We start from the raw sequence: 18,175 nt of genomic DNA, 5'->3' as shown, positions 1-18,175 counted from the left end.
TGAGGCGCTCGCCGCCGTGCAGATGAGCGAGACCTGGAACTGATGACCTGGAACTGATCCTGGCGAACGCGGCGACCTCTGCGCGCCTCGCCTGAGCAGTCCAGAAGCGGGCCGGCCCGACGTGTTCGGGCCGGCCCGTCATCGCCGGGGCCGAGCCCGCCCTCCCAGCCAAGGATCAAGGATGCCGAGAGCAGTCATGAATCCCCATCAGGCGGTGGCGACCAGGTTCGACGAGCTGGTGGCCGCCGTCGCGTTCCGGTACGGGCCGCTGGCCCAGGGCATCGTCCTCGTGCTCTACGAGGAGCTGATCGCGCTGCGCCGCGTGCTGGCGGACGACCCGGAGGCGTTCGTGGTCCGGGCGCGCGCCCGGTCCATCGCGGCGGAGCTGGCCGGTCAGTACGAAAGACATGGCTTCCGGCCGGTGACCGACCACCCGAGTTCCGTGGTGGGGCACGACCCGTGCGTCATCCAGTTCAGCCGCCGGGTGTTCGAGGACAAGCACGGCGCCGTCGCCCACCTCGTGGCGGCCGAGACGGTGGAGATCACCGGCCCCGACCTCGCCTTCGTGGAATCGGGCCGGCCCTACATGTACGTGATCGACGAGGACGGCCGCTTCCTGGTCTGGACCCGGGCCTTCAGCTTCGAGGAGCTGGTCTTCGGCCGTAACCGGGCGACCGTGGGCGGGGTGCCCGTCGCCCATCCGATGCTCGTCCCGGAGAGGCTGCGCGCCCTCGCCGCCGGCGAGATCGTGTTCGTCGGCGCGCCCAGGGTGCGTGCCGTCATCGTGAACAACAAGTCCGGGCATTTCAGAACACCGCCCTCGTCAGGGGAGATCGTCGTCAACGCCTGCCGCTCCCGGCTGGGCCTGACCGAGGCCGACATCGACCTGTTCATCGTGGGCGGGGTCGGCAGCGGCACGGTCCAGCGCATCGGCCAGGAGATCGACGAGAGGAGCGAGCGATGACGGCGCAGCCGCTCAACGCCACCGAGGTGGACCAGATCATGTCGGCGCTGCCGGATCGCCGGGTCGGCACCGAGCAGGAGTACAAGTGGCTGATCGACCCGGTCGAGGTGTTCGGCACCGACACCCCGGGCCTGCCGGAGGCGCTGAGCCTGCCGATCCCCGAGGACGTCACCGCCGAGACGCCGTTCACGCACACGCAGTCGTCGATCTACTTCGACGACCGCTGGCAGCTCGCGGCCAACGACCTGGCCGTCAAGCTCCTGATCAACTACGGGGCCTATCGCAACCTGTCGTGGATCTGCGTCAAGCAGACCGTCGCCTGGGTCGGCGGCTGCCGCGACTGCCTGGAGATCAGTGAGCGCGTGGACGTCAGAGACGTGAACCGCGTCATGGCCGAGCGGACGACCATCCCGCTGGCGTACGCGGCCCGGCTGGTGCCAGGGGCGTCGAACCTGACCCCGTACGCGACGGCCGTCCAGCTGCGCCACAAGGTGCCGCTGCGCACGCGATACGGCACGGTGTTCCAGCTCAGCCTGGACCTCGTGACCACGCGCTCGCTGGCCGACGGCGCGCGCGCCACCAGCACCTGGATCGAGATCGAGACCAGCGGCAGCGACCTGCCCTCACGCAAGGCCCTGGACGACTGGGCCGAGCTGCTCGGTGACCGGCTGCCCGGCCCGCCGTACGAGATGTCCAAGCCGGTGCGCGCGGCCAGGCAGGCCGGCTGGCTCCCGGCCGGGACGCCGGCATGAGCAGGAGCGCCGAGCGGCTGCCGCGCGGCTTCTGGTTCCTGGTCGCCGGTCAGGCCACCTCGCTGGCCGGCAACGGGCTCCAGCAGATCGCCGTACCGCTGTGGATCTACCAGCGCACCGGTTCCGCGCTCTCGGCGGGGGCCGCGTTCGCCGTCCAGTTCATCCCCATGGTCGTCTTCGCGCCCTGGGCGGGGCATCTGGTCGACCGCTTCGATCGCCGCAGGATCCTCATCGGCTGCGAGGTGTTGTCCGGGCTCGCGGTCGTGGCACTGTTCCTCGCGGTCGTCGAGGGCGCGCTTCCCGTGGTCTACCTGATGCTGGCGGTGTTACGCCTGTTCAACGCGTTGACGATGCCCGCGTTGCAGGCCGCGAGCATGCAACTGGTGCCAGAGAGCGCGCACCGGAGGAGCGCGACGGTCATCGAGACGCTGCTCGGCGGCATCAACACGCTCGCGCCGCTGGGCGGGACGGCGCTGGCCGCCCTGCTGGGCATCGAGTGGGTGCTCCTCGCGAACCTGGTCTCCTTCGCCGTCGCCGCGCTGCTGCTGCTCCCGGTGCCGGTCTGCCCGGGCAGCCCTGAGCTGCGCGGCGCGCTCGGCTCCACGCTGTCGGCGCTCGTGCGCAACGGCCGCAACGGGCTGCTGCGCTGGACGGCCCTCGCGGAGGCCGCGTATTTCCTGCTCTTCGGCGCGGACACGGCCGTCCTGCTGATCCTGGCCGAGCAGCGGCTCGGGGCCGAGTGGGCCGGGATCTGCGCGACGGCGGCGGGCGCCGGGTGGCTCCTGGCGTCGGTGCTCCTGATCCCCCGGTGCAAACACCGGCCGGTGGCGCTGGTGACGGTGTCGGCACTGGCCTGTCCCGTCGCCGTCCTCCTGGTCGTGGCCGGCGCGCACGTGGGCGCGGTGGCCCTGTTCCCCGCGGCCATGGCGCTGGGCGTGGTGAACATCGGCGTCGCCGCCGGCGCCACGGTGATCTACCAGGAGCAGGTGGTGAAAGGCACCGAAGGGCGGGTGTTCGCGATCAGGCGGGCCCTGCTCAACGCGATGCTCACGCTCTCCTACCTGATCCTGCCCGGGGTGGCCGGCACCTGGCTAGGCATCACGGGCGCGCTGCTGGTCTTCGCCGTCGCCACGGCCGTGGTGGTGTGCCTGGCCGCGCTGGTGGCGGTACGTCGGGAAACGCCCGTCGCGGAGGTGAGCGCCACATGACCGTGACGATCAACCGGACCAGAACGCTGCGCCTGGCCGGCGCCGTCGCGGTCGGCTGGGACGTCCCGCTCGGCCACCGCGACGATCCGCCGGGACAGACGGGCAGGGCCGCGCTCGCGGCCAGGTACGTGGGCGAGGAACTGGCCGGCGACGACTGGTTGCGACGCTCCAGGCTCGGGTCGCACACGACCGAGTTCTCCTTCTGGGCGCCACGTCTCTCCTTCGAGACCGTGTCACGTCGCGTGCACAGGTTGGCCCAGCGCGACGTGCGGCCAGAGCGCGTCCGCGCCCTGATCGAGGCGCAGCTGGCACAGCGGGCCAGGATGCGTGCCGACCCGCAGGTGCGATTCTTCGACACGATGCACGAGGCCGCCTGGGGCTGGTCCAACGCCTCGGTGCTCGGCGACGTCTCCCACCTCGGCCGGGCCACGACCGGCCTCGACGAGCACCTGCGCCGACTGCTCGCACTCGGCCGGATCAGCGGCGGAGGCCAGGCCCGCGAGGAGGCGGACTGGCGCGGTGACCTGGTCGTCTCGGACATGCCGGGACAGCAGTGCCGGGTGGGCGTGCAGGCCGTGCTCGCGCCGCCGCTGGCCGGCCCCGCCGCCGACGCCGTGCTCGGCGAGTGGCTGGGCGGCGCGCAGGGACTGCTCGCGCGCCGGTTGCGCGCGGAACGCGGCCTCGCCTACGGCTCCGCCGCCCTGGCGCAGGAACAGGGCGGCACGCACACGCTGATGCTGGGGGCCAGCGGCCTGGTGGAGCGGCTGCCCGCGCTCGTCGCGGCCCTGCGTGACCTGGTGGACGAGATCCGCGACCACGCCGCCGACACCGGGCAACTGCTGGCCTGCGCGGACCGCGCCAGGCACCACCTGCTGGCCACCCTGGACGGCCCCTTCGGCCGCCTGACGGAGAAGCGCAGGATCAGCGCGGGACACGAGACCACGGAGACGGTCATCGCCGGGCTGCCCGCGGCGGCGCGGCTGCTGGCCGCACCCGGACGGCTCGCCGCCGTCCCCGCGGCCGTGGCGTGCGTAGCGGAACAGGACCGGGTGGACCTCAGTTCGCTGGAGTCGTTGCGATGACCGAGATCGAGATCGTCGAGGCCACGGTGAACGGGCTGCCGGTGGCCGTCGCGCAGGTCCCCTGGGCCCGGGTCGCGGCCGGGGTGCTGGAGGTCGGCGCGGGACACGCCTGCGACCCGGTGGGCGGCGAGGGGCTGGCACACGTGACCGAGCACGTCCGGGCGGCGGTCGCCGGGGCGGTGGCCGGGATACGTGTCACGGGCGTCACGGAGCCCAGCGTCACCAGGTATACCGCGAGCGCGCCGGCTCCCGACGCCCTCGCCCTGGCCAGGACCCTGGTCACGGTCCTCGCGCCGCTCCCGCACGACGCGCGCACGCACGCCGCCGAGGTCAACGCCGTCCTCGTGGAGATGGCCAGGACCGGCGCCCAGCCGCGGCTCCGCATCGCGCCCGCGGCGGTGGTTCGGGCGCTGCCCGGCGCCGAGCAGGCGATGCTGGACCGCGCGGACGAGTCGAGCGTGCGCGGGATCACGGCCGAGCAGGTCCGGGACTTCACCGCCGCTCAGCACCCGTCGTCGTCGCTGTTGTGCCTGGTCAGCGCCCATGCGCCGGAGAGCGTGCTGAGGGAGGTGAGCGAACGGCAAGCGGACTCAGCAGGCTCGGAACACGCCCCGGCCTTCCCGCGTGTCCCCGACGCCGCCAGGAACGCGGCGGCGCCGATGTCCCCGGAACCCGCGCTGGTCCTGGTCGCCGAGTCCGTGCGGGGCGGCGACCTCGCGGTGGCCAGGGACCTGGCCTTCGAGGTCCTGTTCCGGTCCGGTGGACTGCTCGACAGCCTGGCGGCCGACGCGGGACTCGCCGGCATCGGCTTCTCCCGGCTGCCCGGACGCCGATCCGACGTCGGCGTCCTGGCCTGGCGTCCGGCGCACGCCGAGCAGGCGGACGAATTCGTCGGGTCCCTGACCAAGGCGCTCGACGGGGCGGCGGTGTCCGAAGCGGACATCGAGCGGGCCAGGGCGCGGCGACGCGGCGCGCTGGCCTTCGAGCAGCAGTCCGCCCCCGGCCTGGCCAGGCAGCTCGCCGCGTACCTGGCGGGCAGGGCGGCCTGGCCCGACGCGGAGTGTTACGTGCGGGCCGGGCTGCGGCCGATCCGCGACTGCGTGGCCGAGGTCCTGGCCACCGCGAGCCTGTGGCTCCTGACCGAAGAGTCGGCTGAGAAAGTGTGGGCGAGTTCATGAGCAACGTCTGTGTCGCCGGCCAAGGCTGGTCCGCCCTGTTGGCCGCGCGGCTGCTCGGCCTCGGCGTCTCCATCGGCGCGCTGGCCCCGGGGTCCGACGGGGTGCGGCGGCTGTGGTCGAGGCTGCCCGGGACCGGTTCCGTCCAGGTGCTGGACGGCGACGGACCGGCCGCGCCGGTCAAGCGCGTGCTGCTGGCCGACGACGGCCCCGTGCCGCCGTGGGTCACGGCCGAGGAGGATCCGGCCGTGGTCAGGCTCGTGATCGGCCTCGGCGACGCCGCCGCGCCGATGCCAGGCGACGCGCTGCGCTGGGCGATCCTGTCGGGAGCCGGCGAGCTGCCGGTCCGGCTCACGACGGTCGACCGCGAGCTGCGCCAGGTGTCCAGCGTCGCGGTGTCGTCCGTGCCCGTGTCCGGTCTCGGCTACGCGCAGGCGGCCGAGAGAGTGGCCGAGGCCGTGGCGGGCGGACTGGAGAGCGTCGGGGACCCGAGCGGGGACGGGCGCGCCCGCCACCCGTTCGCCGGCCGGTTCACCCCGGCGGCGGCGCTGGACATCGACTGGGCCGCCCCGGCGGAGCGGATCGTGCGCCTGGTCCGCGCCGGGATACCCGAGCTCGCGCCCACCAGGACGTGGGTCGAGGACGTGGAGTTGTTCCCCGGACGCGCCCGGGTGCTCGACGGGCCCGCGCTCCTGCCGCCAGGCACGATCACCGCGGGCGACTCCGCGGAGATCGTCGTGTCGGCGGGTGACGGGCTGGTCGGACTCTCGGAGATCCGCGACGTGATCGGGCCCATCGGTCACGACCTGCTGCCGCCGGGCCGCCGTCTCGGGCTCGACCAGGCGGCCGAGCTGGTGCGACTGCGCCGCCGGGTGCGCGATCTCGAGGAGGTCGCCCGCTGGCTCGCCGAGGACCGGCGGCCGTGAGCCTGGATCTCACCGGGCGGTTCCCGCTCTGGCCCGGCGAACCCCTGCGGCTGTGGCGGGCCGCGGCCCAGCGGGCGCTGCGTGACGTCGATCCCTCGATGCGGGCGCCGCTGGCCGGGGACGGGCTGCTCAGGGACGCGCTCGGCGGCCACCTGGGCGTGGACGCGGCGCGTCTGACCATCACCTCGGGGGTCAGGTCCGCCGCCGGCCCGCTGATGAGGTCGTGCGCCGAGGTCGCGGTGGAGACGCCGACCTTCCTCGGCGTGCCGGCCGCGCTGCGGGCCTGGGGCGTCGCCGTCAGGCAGGCCCCGTGGGAGGAGCTGACCGGATCGTCCGGGTTGTGGTTCACCGCCGGGTGCCGCAACCCCGACGGCCGCCGGCCTGACCAGGAGCTGCTGGCCGCCTGGGCGGCGCTCGCCGAGCGGGGGCACCGGGTGGTCGCCGACACCGCCTACGCCTGGTTCGCCGGGCCGCTCTCGCTCCCGTCCGGGATCGTCCAGGTGGGGACGCTGCACAAACTCTGCGGGCCCGGCGCGCGGCTGGGCTGGCTGGTCGGCCCGGGACCGCAGGAACACGACCTCCTGGCGGCGCTCGCGCCCGCCGCGCCCACGCTGCACTGGCAGCGGACCTGGGGTTACTTCATCGACGCGGGCGGCCTGGCCACGTTCACCGCCCGCGTCCCCGCCGTCGCGGCGGCCCGCCGCGTCTTCCTCACCGCACTCACCGACGAGTCCACCCCGCTGACGGGAACCGGGCCGAACGTCCTGGTCGCGCTGGCCGGGGACGAGACGCGGGCCGTCGCCGCGCTGCGGGCGGCCGGGCTGCTCGTCTCGCCGGGCTCGGCGTTCGGCGCCGCCCACCCGAGCCTGCGCGTCTGCCTGGACGGCGTGCCGGAGAGCGACGCCAGGGCGGCGGCCACCCTCATCCGTTCCACGATCGACGTACTCGGAGGCACATGATGCGGCCAGCACCTCTCAGTTCCCTGCTGAGCTGGGGACTCCTGCGACCCCGTCCGGATCGAGACCCGCGGGGAGCCCTGCGCGAGCGCGAGGTGGACGAGATCGCCTGGCTCCTGCTCCGCCACAAGGTCACCCACATCGCGCTGGCCAGGATCAGGCAGGCCGTCGCGGAAGACGGCCAGGACGCCCCGCGCCTGCGCGAGCTCGACCGGGAGATCACCCGGCTCACCAGCCGGCGCGAGGAGCAGTTCGGCACGGCCGGCGACGTGCTGGCCGCACTGCGCGCGGCGGAGCCGGAGCTGCCCGTGCAGCTCATGAAGGGGCTGGCGGCCAGGAAGTGGTATCCGGCCGGGCTGCGCCGCGACGTCGGTGACGCGGACCTGTGGGTGGCCGAGATCGACCACGGCTGGCGGCTGGCCGCGGCGCTGCGCGGCCTCGGCTACACCTACGAATCGGCCGAGCTGCCGTGGATCAAGGGTGATCCGCACGGCCGGCTGTTCGGCCAGATCCGGATGCTGGGGCCCGACGGCGGTTCAGTCTCGGTCGACCTGCACATCGGCCCGTACTCGGTGCGTTACTGCGGCATGCTCGGGTTCCACCGGTCCGGTGATCTCCCGCCGTGGTCGGAGCTCGTCTGGGAGGACAACCTGTGCGCGGTGATCGTCAACGCCGCCGGTGACTGCTTCATCGACGCCAAGACGGTCAACGACCTCGTGGTGTCCCTCGATCAGCCCCTGGACTTCTCCTACGTCGCCGAACGCATCGCCGAGGCCGAGCTGTCCGGTTTCCTCGCCGCGCTGCTCGACGTCGTGGCGGCGGAATGTTCGCTGGGCGATGAACAGTCCGCCAGGCTGCGCGCCCTGCGCGGGGAGCAGGCCGCCGAGCCCCTGGGCCTGGCGTGGGCGCCGGAGGCCGCCAAGCGGGTGGACCTCGTCGCCGAGCACGCCGACCGCGCCGCGCTCCGGCTCACCGGGGACCGGGAACAGGCGGCCGCGATCTCCGCGGCGGCCCGGGCCGCCTACAGCGCGGGCAAGCCGTACCGGCTGGTGCGCGACCGGCCGGGGCGCGGACGGCTGCCGGAGCTCAACCCCTGGACGTGCGTGCGGCTCGCCCCCCAGGAACTGCTCCGCGACCTGTTCGGGCGCCCCACGGCCGATCCATTCCCGGTGACCGGGTCCGACGGGCTGGCGGCCGAGCTGGAACTGATCCGCGGCGGCCCCGGCGACCTGCTGCGGTTCAGGACGGAGGTGTTCGTCCCGACGACCGACTACGCCTTCCCCGTCGGGCTGGTCGACCATCCGGTGAAGACCTGATGGCGGCGAAGATCGAGATCGAGCGGAAGTTCCTGCTCGCGTCCCCGGCCTGGCGGGCCGAGGTGGTCGGCGGGGAGCCGATCACGCAGTTCTACGTGAGCCTGAAGTCGGGCGCGGTGGCCAGGCTGCGCCGCTACGGGCCACGGGCGTTCGTGGCGGTCAAGAGCAGCCGCACCGGCCTGGCCAGGATGGAGGCGGAGTCGGAGATCTCCCCCGCGCTCGTCGACGACGTGCTGGCCTCCGGCGTCCTGCTCGCGCCGCCGATCGTCAAGGTCAGGCACCTGATCCCGGCTGACGGGGGCCTGACCTTCGAGGTGGACGAGTACGCGGGCGACAACGCCGGCCTGGTGGTGGCCGAGATCGAGCTGCCGGACGCCGACGCCGATCCCCCGCGCCCCGACTGGCTCGGCCGCGAGGTCACCGGCGACCGGCGCTACGGCAACCTCGCCCTGGCCCGCCACCCCTATTCACGCTGGTGAGCGGGCAGACGAGCACCTGGCACCGCCCCGATCAGAGCCTGACCAGCATCTTGCCGACGTTGCCGCCGCTCAGCACGTCCAGGAACGCCTGGGGCGCCTGCTCCAGGCCGTCCGCGATCGTGGTCTCCGTGCGCAGCGACCCGTCGGCCAGCCAGCCCGCCGCCTGGCCGATCCACTCGGGGAACAGGTCGAGGTAGGAGTTCACCAGCATCCCGCGCAGCGTGGCGTCCCTGGCGGCCAGCCGGAACAGGTTGCGCGGCCCGGGCACGGGTTCCGTGGCGTTGTACGAGCTGATCGCCCCGACCATCGCGATCCGTCCGCCGGCGCGCAGGGCGTCGATGGCCGCCTCCAGGTGATCGCCGCCGACGTTGTCGAGGTAGACGTCGATGCCGTCGGGAGCGGCGGCGGCGAGCTGGTCGGCGACGGACCCCGCCCGGTAGTCGATGGCCACGTCGTAGCCGAACGCCGAGGTCAGCTTCGCGCCCTTGACCGGGCCGCCGGCCGAGCCGATCACCCGCGACGCGCCGAGCCGCCGCGCCAGCTGCCCGGCGACGCTGCCGACCGCCCCGGCCGCGGCCGAGACGAACACGACGTCGCCCTCGCGTACCGGAGCGACCCGGGTGAGTGACGCGTACGCGGTCAGGCCGGTCGTGCCGAGCGCGCCCAGGTACGCCTCGGCGGGCGCGAGCCCGAGGTCGACGGGGGTCGCCGCCGCGGCGTCCAGGACGGAGTACTCGCGCCAGCCCAGGAAGTGCACGACGGACGCGCCGACCGGAATCGCCTCGGCACGGGACGCCACGACCTCGCCGATCGCCGACCCGTCCAGCGGTTCGCCGAGCTGGAACGGCGGGATGTACGACTCCCGGTCGTCCATCCGGCCGCGCATGTACGGGTCCACCGACATCCAGGTGTTGCGCACCAGGATCTGGCCCGGCTCCAGCTCGGGCAGCTCGGCGTGGACCAGCTTGAAGTCGTCGACGGTCGGCTCGCCCAGCGGGCGGGAGGCCAGGTGGATCTCACGGACGGACATGGGTGTTCTCCTCATCATGAAACGCGGTGATGTCACGTGCGGTTCGCAGGGCCGCGGCCCACCAGACGAGGCGGTCGAGCACGCGCTCGGCGACCGTCTCAGGCGGGGATTCGCGGTGGTGGAAGCTGATGGGCTCGCCGATCGTCACCGCTTCGAGCGCGGCGAAGATCGGCCGGAGCTGTTCGACGGCGCGCAGGCCGCCGCCGGCGTCGCCGTACGAGACGAAGGCGACCGGTTTGGCCCGCCACTCGTCCCGGTACCAGTCGATGGCGTTCTTGAGCACGGCCGGGAAGCTGTGGTTGTACTCGGGGGTCACGATCACGAACGCGTCGGCCGCGGCCAGCCAGGGCGCGAGGTCGCGCACGGCGGGCGGCAGGTCCGGGCCGATCGCTGCCCCGCACGGCCAGGCGCCGGGCAGGATGCCGGGCAGCCAGGCCTCGGCCAGGTCGATGACGTCCAGCTCGACGTTCTCCCTGTGGCAGGCCCGCGACGTGAACCACGCCGCCGCGCTGGGCCCGAATCGCCCCTCGCGCACGCTGCCGATGATGACCGCGACCCGCAGCCGCTGTCCGCTCATCCCTGAACCCCTCCTCTCGCTGACGGGCTCAACTCTGCGCGAGACCGCGCACGAATCGCTGCGGGTCGGCTGGGGGTCACCTGCGGGTGCTTTGACCTGTAATAACGTGATCAGGTGGAATTCGGCGTACTCGGTCCCCTGGCGGTGTGGAGCGGCGACGGGCAGCCCGTGCGCGTGCCCGAGCTGAAGGTCCGCGCGCTGCTCGCCGACCTGCTGATCCACGAGGGACGGCCGGTGCCCGCGGACCGGCTCGCCGACGACCTGTGGGGCGACGACCTGCCGGGCAACCCGGTCAACACGCTGCAGACCAAGGTCTCCCAGTTGCGCCGCGCGCTGGAGCGGGCCGAGCCGGGCGGGCGTGACCTGGTCGTCCATCAACCGGCCGGGTACCTGCTCAAGGACCCCGTCGTGGACGCGCGCCGCTTCGCCGTCCTGCTGGCCGCGGCGCGGGCCGCCGAAGACGCGCGGACCAGGTCGGGACTGCTGTCGGACGCGCTCGCGCTGTGGCGCGGCCCCGCCTACGCCGACTTCCGCGACGAGGAGTTCGCCCGCGCCACCGCCGCCCGCCTGGACGAGCAGCGGCTGACGGCGCTCGAAGAGCAGGCCGAGGTGCGGCTCGAACTGGGCGAGCACACGCTGCTCGCCGACGAGCTGGCCGAACTGGTCGCCGAGCACCCGCTGCGTGAACGGCTGCGCGCCGCGCACCTGCGGGCTCTCTACCGGTCAGGACGGCAGAGCGAAGCCCTCGCCGGATACGCCGACCTGCGCCGGAAACTGGGCGACGAGCTGGGCCTGGACCCGAGCCCGGACCTGGTCAGGCTGCACCAGGCGATGCTGGAACAGGACCCGGCGCTCACCCCGGTGCCCGCGCCAGCCACCTCGGCCGCCCGGCCGCGCACGAACCTGCCCGTCCCGCTGACGGAGCTGGTGGGACGCGAGGAGTCGGTGGCCCAGGTGCGCGGGCTGCTCGAATCCGCGCGGCTGGTCACCCTCACCGGTCCTGGCGGGGTGGGGAAGACCCGCCTGGCGCTGGCGACGGCCGCGACGATGGACTTCCCCGACGGCGTCTGGCTGGTCGAGCTCGCGGGCGCCGCGGGCCCGGGCGATGCCCCCGCGCACCCGGACACCCGGGTGGAGGACGCGGTGGCGGCGGCGCTCGGGGTCAGGGACGAGACGGCCGTCGGGTCGCGGCCCGGCGTGCGGCCCCAGGACCTGGCGCGGCGGCTCGCCGACAGTCTCGGCGACCAGCGGCTGCTGCTGGTACTCGACAACTGCGAGCACCTGATCGAACCCGTCGCCGACCTGGTGGACCTGCTGCTCGGCAGCGCTCCCGGCCTGCGGGTCCTGGCCACCAGCCAGGAGTCGCTGGCCATCCCCGGCGAGACCGTGCACCCCGTCGCGCCGCTCGACCTGCCGGAACCCGGCGCCGGCCTGGAGAGCCTGGCCCGCGCCGGGGCGGTACGGCTCTTCGTGGCGCGGGCCGCCGCCGCGGCGCCCGGGTTCGCACTGGACGCGGAGAACGCGCCGCACGTGGCGGCGATCTGCCGCCGGCTGGACGGCCTGCCGCTGGCGCTGGAGCTGGCCGCAACCCGCGTGCGCGGCCTGGGCGTGCGCGGGCTGGCCGAGCGGCTGGACGACCGGTTCCGCCTGCTCGCCGCCTCGGCACGCGGACTGCCCGCCCGGCAGCGGACGTTGCGCGCGATGATCGACTGGAGCTGGGAGCAGCTCGACGAGCCGCAGCGCCTGGTGTTGTGCCGCCTGGCCGTCCACCCGGGCGGCTGCCTGCTGGAGGCCGCCGAGGCGGTGTGCGCGGACGACCCCGGCTCCGACTACGTGCCCGAGGTGCTGGCGCGGCTGGTGGACCGGTCGATGGTGGTCGCCGAGCGGCACCACTCCGGGCGGACGCGGTACCGCCTGCTGGAGTCCGTCGCCGCCTACTGCCTCGAACGGCTCCCCGGGGACGACCCCGCCTGGGCCCGCCGCGACGCCTACTACCTGGACCTGGCCGAACGCGCCGAACCCCACCTGTACGGCCCCGCCCAGCGCGACTGGCTGCGCCGCCTGGACGACGAGACGCTGAACCTGCGCGCCGTCCTGGATCGCGCCGCCTCGCCGCGGGTGACGTCCCGGCTGGCCGGCGCCCTGGCCTGGTACTGGTACCTGCGTGGCAGGCACCGGGAGGCGCACCGATCGCTGAGCCGCGCGCTGGACTCCGGCCAGGCGGACGCCAGGACGTCCGCGTGGGAGGCGGGGTTCGCCATGCTGATCGGCGACGGCACCGGCCTGGCGGCGCGCAGCCGTACCGCGGCGGAGGGGCTGGGGCCGTCCGACGCGCGGTGGCGGTGGTTCCTCGCGCACGCGCACCTGCACTTCGGGGACGTGGCCGGCGCGGAAGGGCTGGTGGCCCGGGCGCTGGGCGAGTTCCGGGCGCTGGACGACCGGTGGGGACAGGCGGCGGCGCTGAGCAGCAGGTGCAAGCTGGCGCTGTTCCAGGGCGATCTGGCGCTCGCCGAGCGCAGCGGCGCGGAGAGCCTGGAGATCTTCACCTCGCTGGGTGACGGCTGGGGTCAGTTGCAGGCGTCCGACCAGCTGGGCTGGCTGGCGGAGATCAACGGCGACTACGAGCGCGCCGGGCGGCTGCACCGGGACGGGCTGCGGGCCGCCGAGGACCTGCGGCTCTGGACGGACGTGTCGTACCGGCTGTCCAGCCTGGGCAGGATCGCGCTGCTGACCGGCGAGCTCGAACGCGCGGTGGAGTTCCACGAGCGGGGGATGCGGCTGGCGTCGGAGCAGGCGAACAGGTTCGCCGAGGAGTTCGCCAGGGTCGGGCTCGGGCTGGTGGCCAGGCGCCGGGGCGACCTCGACACGGCCGAGTCGCTGTTCCAGGAGTCGCTGGCCTGGAACCGGCGGCTGGCCGACGACTACGGCGTGCCGTTCTACGGGCTGACGCTGCTGCTGGCCGAGCTGGGTTTCGTGGCCGAGCGGCGGGGTGACGCGGCGGCGGCGCGGGCCCGGCATCTCGAAGGGCTCGCCGCGGCCCGCGAGGGCGGGGATCCGCGTGCGGTGGCGCTGGCGTACGAGGGGCTGGCGGGGGCGGCGACGCTGGCGGGCCAGCACCGTGAGGCGGCGCGGCTGCTCGGGACGGCTGCCGCGCTGCGCGAATCGGTCGGCGCGCCGCTGCCGCCGGCCGAGCGCGGCGACGTCGACAGGATCACCGCCCGCGCCCGCACCGCCCTGGGCGAAACCGCCTACGCCGAAGCCTTCGACGAAGCCTTTAGCGAAGCCGTCACCGAGAGCCGGCAGCCCGTCAGGTGAGGACCTTCACCACGCCCGTGAGCGCGAGCTGGACCAGCGCCAGCGGCACGAGCCCCGCCCACGCCAGCTTCTGCAACTGGTCCTCACGCAGCCGCGGATAGGTCACCCGCAACCAGATCACCACGAACGCCAGCGCGAACACCTTGACCAGCGTCCACAGCCAGCCGGGCAGGAACGGCCCGTGCCACCCGCCGAGGAACAACACGGTCGTCAGGAACGACAGCACCACGATCCCGACGTACTCCGACAACATGAACAGCGCGAACCGCATGCCGGTGTACTCGGTCATCGGCCCCATGATGATCTCGGACTCGGCGATCGGCATGTCGAACGGCGGCCGCCGCAGCTCGGCCAGCCCGGCCAGGAAGAACACCACCCCGCCGATGGCCTGCCAGGGCAGCCACCACCACTGCCACGCCTCGACGATCCCGGGCAGCGACAGGGTGCCGGCCGCCATCGCCACCGAGGACGCGGCCAGCACCAGCGGCAGCTCGTACGACATGAGCTGCGCGGCCGTGCGCATGCCGCCGAGCACCGAGTACTTGTTGGCCGACGCCCACCCGGCCATGATCGAGCCGAGCACCCCGACGCCCATCACGGCCAGCACGAAGAACAGACCGAGTTCGAGTTCGACGGCCACCCGCCCGTGGTCGATCGGGATGGCGATCATCACGACCAGGTACGGCACCAGCGCCACCCCTGGCGCGATCATGAAGATCCGGCGGTCGGCGGCGGCCGGGATCACGTCCTCCTTCTGCGCGAACTTCACGCCGTCGGCGATCAGCTGGGCCCAGCCGTGGAAGCCGCCGGCGTACATCGGCCCGAGCCTCGACTGCATGTGAGCCATGACCTTGTGCTCGGTCTGCCCCACGATCAGGGGCAGCACCAGGAAGACCACGAGAATGACGGCGAAGCTCAGGACCACTTCAAGCATCGGGTGCCCCCCAGTCGGCCGGAACTCCTGGCGGCAGGGTCTTGCGCCGGCTCGGCGCGCCGTGCCCGGACTCGCCGGGCTCCTTGGCCCCCGGCCACGGCTTGGCGACACGGGCGGCCAGGATGAAGTCTTTGCGCAGCGGATGCCCCTCGAAACCGTCGGGCAGCAGCAGCGGCTCCAGGTACGGGTGACCGTCGAAGATCACCCCGAACATCTCGTACGTCTCGCGCTCGTGCCAGTTCGCCCCGCGGTACACCGCCACGGCGGTGGGCAGGCGCGGGTCGTCACTGGGCACGCGGGTGCGCAGCAGCAGCCGCCGGCCCGTTTCGAGGTTGTACACGTGCGCCACCACGCAGAACGCGTCGGGTGTCTCGTCGACGCCGGTCAGCCAGTCGAAGAAGGCGAAGCCGAGCTCGTCGCGGACGTGGGTCAGCAGCTCGATCCAGCGGTCGGGCCCGACGTCGACGGTGGTCTCGCCGAAGGACTCGGAGACCTCGTAGCGCTCGGCGAGCGTGTTCACGCCTCCTCCCCGTGCGACCTGGACCAGAGGTAACGGTCGCCGAGCTTCTCCTCGGCGATCTGCTCCTGCAGCTTCATGATCCCGTACAGCAGCGCCTCGGGCCTGGGCGGGCAGCCGGGCACGTAGACGTCCACCGGGATGATCTGGTCGACGCCGTTGGTCACGCAGTAGGAGTCCCAGTACGGGCCGCCGGTGTTGGAGCAGGCCCCGAACGAGATCACGTACTTGGGGTCGGGCATCTGCTCGTAGAGCCGTTTCACGGCGGGCGCCATCTTGTCGGTGACGGTGCCCGACACGATCATCAGGTCGGCCTGGCGCGGCCCGTTCGCGAACGGGATCACCCCGAACCTGATGAAGTCGTGCCTGCTCATGGAGGTGGCGATGAACTCGATCGCGCAGCAGGCCAGCCCGAAGTTGAACACCCACAGCGAATAGCGCCGGCCCCAGTTGAGCACGAATCGCATCGGTTTGGGCGCCAGCCGGGAGACCGGTCCGACGGTGGGCATCGGGAGATCCGTTGCTGCCATGACGCCATTCTTGCGCGGATCACCGGACTGGCAAAGGAAGGAATCATCGCCGCGGGCCGCAAAGCCCGTCCAGGTCGAGGAGGCCCCAGGTCGAGGAGGTCAGAGGTACAGGGCCGCGCCGGCGTCCTCTCTGAGCCGTTCGGCCACCCGCCCCGCGGCCCGTTCCAGCTCGGCCTCGACCGCCGCCAGGTCCGCGATCGACACCGCCGCCCCGGCGGCGGGCAGCTCCTCCACCCGCCGTCGTCGCAGGAAGGTCGGCGGGTGGGTCACGTCGACCCGCCACTCCTCCAGCGCGGCGGCCGCGCGCAGCCGCTCGGTCTCCACCGTCGGTACGCCCTGGACGTGCGCCAGGAATTCCGCCCACAGGTCTCGCCCGACGGCCCGCAGCTGGAGGTCCAGGAACTCCTGGGCGGCCACGGCCCTGGTGGTCAGCGCGTCCAGCAGCGACCCGGTCGCGGCCGTGCCCGCGACCCTGGCCGCGGTCGCGTCGGCGCGGTACTCGGCCGCCTGGGACGTCCGGTAGAGCAGCAGCTCGAACAGCACGAGCAGGATGCGCGCGGGCAGCCCGGCGAGCACGAGCAGGACCTCGCCGATCCAGCGTGACACCCCGTCTCCGGGCTGCCAGCGGAACCTGGCCGTCTCACGCAGTTCGAAGAGCGTGTGCAGCGCGCTGCCGACGAAGAACCCGTGCCTGCCGTCGCCGTTGCTGGAATGCGCCATCTCGTGCGCGAGCAGCGCGACCCGCTCCTCCGGGGTCAGGATCAGCCAGAGCGGGTACCCGATCTCGACCAGTCGGCGCCGCCGCGCGCCGTAGACGCCGAAGGAAGCGTTCACCTGGCCGCTGATCGCGACGACGTCCGCGCGGGGCGCGCCGGACTCGGCCCCGATCCGGTCCAGCAGCTCGAACAAATGTGGCGCGTCTTGCCTGGTCAGCGGCTCGGCGTCGGCGGGGAATCGGCCGGTGCGCGGCCGGATCAGCCAGGCCAGGTCGATGACGACCAGCGCGATCGGCGCGGTCAGCAGCGTGAAGCGGGTCAGCAGGTACGCGCCCAGGGCCAGTAACGCGGGCGGCAGCAGGTGCACCACCCCGGCCAGCGCGTAGCTCGCCCATCGGGCCACCCGGGCGCCGGCGGGGCCCGTGGTCGTGGTCGTGGTCAAGTGCGTTACGTCCAGGTCAGGACGCGCTTGCGCCAGGCGTAGACGATGCCGAGCGCGATGAATCCCAGGAACAGGAACATCTCCACCAGCGTGGTCAGCCCGAAGCCTGGCGCGTCGAACACGGTGGCCCAGGGGAACAGGAAGACGGCGTCGACCGCGAACACCACGTACAGGTACGTGAAGACGTAGTACCTGACCTGCGACTGCGCCCACCCCTCGCCGACGGGGTCGACCCCGCACTCGTACGTGGTCAGCTTCTCGGGGGTGGGCCTGGTCGGACGCAGCAGGCGGTTGGCCGTCAGCGCGCCGGCCACGATGGCGACGCCGATCGCGAGCAGCGCGGCGACCAGCGCGTAGGACCCGAAGTAGCCGTCCATGGCGAGATCGTAACCCAGTCAAAGCTCGGACCCCATAACCCCAAATTGGGGCAAATGGTAAGATCACCCACATACCCTGACAGACATGCACCAAACGCGATTCTTTTTCGGAATCGCTCTGCTGGCCCTCTCGGGCTCCGGTTGCGGCCTGGCCGCCGCCTCACCCGAGCGGGACGTGCGAGTCCCGGCAGAGCCGACGTTGATCGACTTTGTCGACCCCTCGACCGTCGACGGCCTGACCACCAGGACCCTCACCGAGGGCGACTCCGACGCCGGCAGGTACGTGCACATCAACTACCCCGAGCTCGAGGACGCCCCCGAGCTCAACCGGGCGCTGAAGGCCGAGGCGGACCGGCAGCTACGGGACTTCCGCGGCGCCACCAGCGTCAGCGGCCCCTTCCCGCGACCCGAGCTGAACGTGGACTGGCAGCTCGCCGCCGCCTCCACCCAGGTCGTCGCGGTACGGCTGCGTACCGGCGAGTTCTTCGGCGCCGACTGGGGCAACTCCACTCGCACCTTCTGGTACGACCGGCGCACCGGCACGGCGCTGACCTCGACCGGGCTGCTCAACGGTCAAGAGGCGGTCAAGAAGCTGGCCGGGCTGGTCAGGGCCGAGCTGGCCGGGCGCGGCCCGCAGATCGAGCGCGACCAGGTGACGGGCGGGCCCGAGCAGTTCGACTCGCTGGCCTTCAACCGCTCCGGCGACCTGGTTGTGGAGTTCGACGACTGCCAGATCGGCCCGTGCTCGCTGGGCCGCGTGGCCGCCGCCGTGCCGGCCGCGCAGGCGACGCCGCTGCTGTCCGAGGCCGGGCGGCGGGCCGGTGAGAGCGTCCAGGCCGCCGCCAGATCCGCCGCGAACGCCGCGCCCCCGCCCACGGC

17 protein-coding genes and 1 pseudogene are annotated in these 18,175 nt (G+C 73.2%); 11 read left to right on the top strand and 7 right to left on the bottom strand.

The window, feature by feature from the left end:
• Window positions 1-196: 196 nt before the first annotated feature.
• The 9 genes from HII36_RS36855 (at window position 197) to HII36_RS36815 (ending at window position 8,858) form a co-directional block, all read left to right on the top strand.
• Window positions 197-964 carry a hypothetical protein gene (locus tag HII36_RS36855; protein ID WP_173527952.1) on the top strand — a complete coding sequence of 256 codons (768 nt, stop codon included), beginning with the start codon at window positions 197-199 and terminating at the stop codon, window positions 962-964.
• Window positions 961-1,716 carry a CYTH domain-containing protein gene (locus HII36_RS36850; protein WP_173527951.1) on the top strand — a complete coding sequence of 252 codons (756 nt, stop codon included), beginning with the start codon at window positions 961-963 and terminating at the stop codon, window positions 1,714-1,716. The genes HII36_RS36855 and HII36_RS36850 overlap by 4 nt, the downstream gene beginning before the upstream one ends.
• The gene (locus HII36_RS36845; RefSeq protein WP_173527950.1) at window positions 1,713-2,924 is read left to right on the top strand and encodes an MFS transporter; all 1,212 of its coding nucleotides are present in this window, start codon (window positions 1,713-1,715) and stop codon (window positions 2,922-2,924) included. Before HII36_RS36850 ends, HII36_RS36845 begins: the two co-directional genes overlap by 4 nt.
• Window positions 2,921-4,006 (top strand): peptidase M16 family protein, encoded by a 1,086-nt coding sequence (locus HII36_RS36840; RefSeq protein WP_173527949.1) that lies wholly within the window; start codon window positions 2,921-2,923, stop codon window positions 4,004-4,006. Before HII36_RS36845 ends, HII36_RS36840 begins: the two co-directional genes overlap by 4 nt.
• Window positions 4,003-5,184 carry a hypothetical protein gene (locus tag HII36_RS36835; protein ID WP_173527948.1) on the top strand — a complete coding sequence of 394 codons (1,182 nt, stop codon included), beginning with the start codon at window positions 4,003-4,005 and terminating at the stop codon, window positions 5,182-5,184. Before HII36_RS36840 ends, HII36_RS36835 begins: the two co-directional genes overlap by 4 nt.
• Window positions 5,181-6,107, top strand: coding sequence for a DNA-3-methyladenine glycosylase (locus HII36_RS36830; RefSeq protein WP_173527947.1), 927 nt, complete (start codon window positions 5,181-5,183; stop codon window positions 6,105-6,107). The genes HII36_RS36835 and HII36_RS36830 overlap by 4 nt, the downstream gene beginning before the upstream one ends.
• A complete protein-coding gene (locus tag HII36_RS36825) occupies window positions 6,104-7,066 on the top strand; it encodes an aminotransferase class I/II-fold pyridoxal phosphate-dependent enzyme (protein WP_173527946.1) in 963 nt (320 codons plus the stop codon). The genes HII36_RS36830 and HII36_RS36825 overlap by 4 nt, the downstream gene beginning before the upstream one ends.
• Before the next feature lie 92 nt (window positions 7,067-7,158).
• A complete protein-coding gene (locus HII36_RS36820; protein ID WP_173527945.1) occupies window positions 7,159-8,379 on the top strand; it encodes a nucleotidyltransferase family protein in 1,221 nt (406 codons plus the stop codon).
• Complete coding sequence (locus HII36_RS36815) at window positions 8,379-8,858, top strand: CYTH domain-containing protein (protein ID WP_173527944.1); 480 nt, start codon at window positions 8,379-8,381, stop codon at window positions 8,856-8,858. Before HII36_RS36820 ends, HII36_RS36815 begins: the two co-directional genes overlap by 1 nt.
• A 31-nt stretch (window positions 8,859-8,889) precedes the next feature.
• On the opposite strand, the gene HII36_RS36810 is transcribed toward HII36_RS36815, so the two are convergent.
• Window positions 8,890-9,888, bottom strand: coding sequence for an NADP-dependent oxidoreductase (locus HII36_RS36810; RefSeq protein WP_217370431.1), 999 nt, complete (start codon window positions 9,886-9,888; stop codon window positions 8,890-8,892).
• On the bottom strand, window positions 9,875-10,465 hold the full coding sequence (locus HII36_RS36805; RefSeq protein ID WP_173527943.1) for an NADPH-dependent FMN reductase: 591 nt from the start codon (window positions 10,463-10,465) through the stop codon (window positions 9,875-9,877). The genes HII36_RS36810 and HII36_RS36805 overlap by 14 nt, the downstream gene beginning before the upstream one ends.
• Before the next feature lie 114 nt (window positions 10,466-10,579).
• Between HII36_RS36805 and HII36_RS36800 the strand changes: the two genes are divergently transcribed.
• Window positions 10,580-13,780 (top strand): BTAD domain-containing putative transcriptional regulator, encoded by a 3,201-nt coding sequence (locus HII36_RS36800; RefSeq protein ID WP_173527942.1) that lies wholly within the window; start codon window positions 10,580-10,582, stop codon window positions 13,778-13,780.
• Here the strand turns inward: HII36_RS36800 and nuoH are convergent.
• The 5 genes from nuoH to HII36_RS36775 form a co-directional block, all read right to left on the bottom strand.
• Complete coding sequence (gene nuoH, locus HII36_RS36795; RefSeq protein WP_173527941.1) at window positions 13,773-14,714, bottom strand: NADH-quinone oxidoreductase subunit NuoH; 942 nt, start codon at window positions 14,712-14,714, stop codon at window positions 13,773-13,775. The genes HII36_RS36800 and nuoH overlap by 8 nt on opposite strands.
• Window positions 14,707-15,234 (bottom strand): NADH-quinone oxidoreductase subunit C, encoded by a 528-nt coding sequence (locus tag HII36_RS36790; RefSeq protein WP_328808050.1) that lies wholly within the window; start codon window positions 15,232-15,234, stop codon window positions 14,707-14,709. The genes nuoH and HII36_RS36790 overlap by 8 nt, the downstream gene beginning before the upstream one ends.
• Window positions 15,231-15,740: an NADH-quinone oxidoreductase subunit B gene (locus HII36_RS36785; RefSeq protein ID WP_217370430.1), complete on the bottom strand. Its 510-nt coding sequence runs from the start codon at window positions 15,738-15,740 to the stop codon at window positions 15,231-15,233. The genes HII36_RS36790 and HII36_RS36785 overlap by 4 nt, the downstream gene beginning before the upstream one ends.
• A gap of 120 nt (window positions 15,741-15,860) precedes the next feature.
• Window positions 15,861-16,919 (bottom strand): M48 family metallopeptidase, encoded by a 1,059-nt coding sequence (locus HII36_RS36780; RefSeq protein WP_173527939.1) that lies wholly within the window; start codon window positions 16,917-16,919, stop codon window positions 15,861-15,863.
• A 5-nt stretch (window positions 16,920-16,924) separates the two neighbouring features.
• Window positions 16,925-17,296: an NADH-quinone oxidoreductase subunit A gene (locus tag HII36_RS36775; protein WP_173527938.1), complete on the bottom strand. Its 372-nt coding sequence runs from the start codon at window positions 17,294-17,296 to the stop codon at window positions 16,925-16,927.
• A gap of 85 nt (window positions 17,297-17,381) precedes the next feature.
• On the opposite strand from HII36_RS36775, the pseudogene HII36_RS36770 reads away from it, so the two are divergent.
• Window positions 17,382-18,175 (top strand): annotated as a pseudogene (locus HII36_RS36770) (hypothetical protein); the annotation flags it as partial.

Source organism: Nonomuraea antri (assembly GCF_013283785.1).
Classification (GTDB): Bacteria; Actinomycetota; Actinomycetes; order Streptosporangiales; family Streptosporangiaceae; genus Nonomuraea; species Nonomuraea antri.
This window is presented reverse-complemented; position numbering and strand designations above follow the sequence as displayed.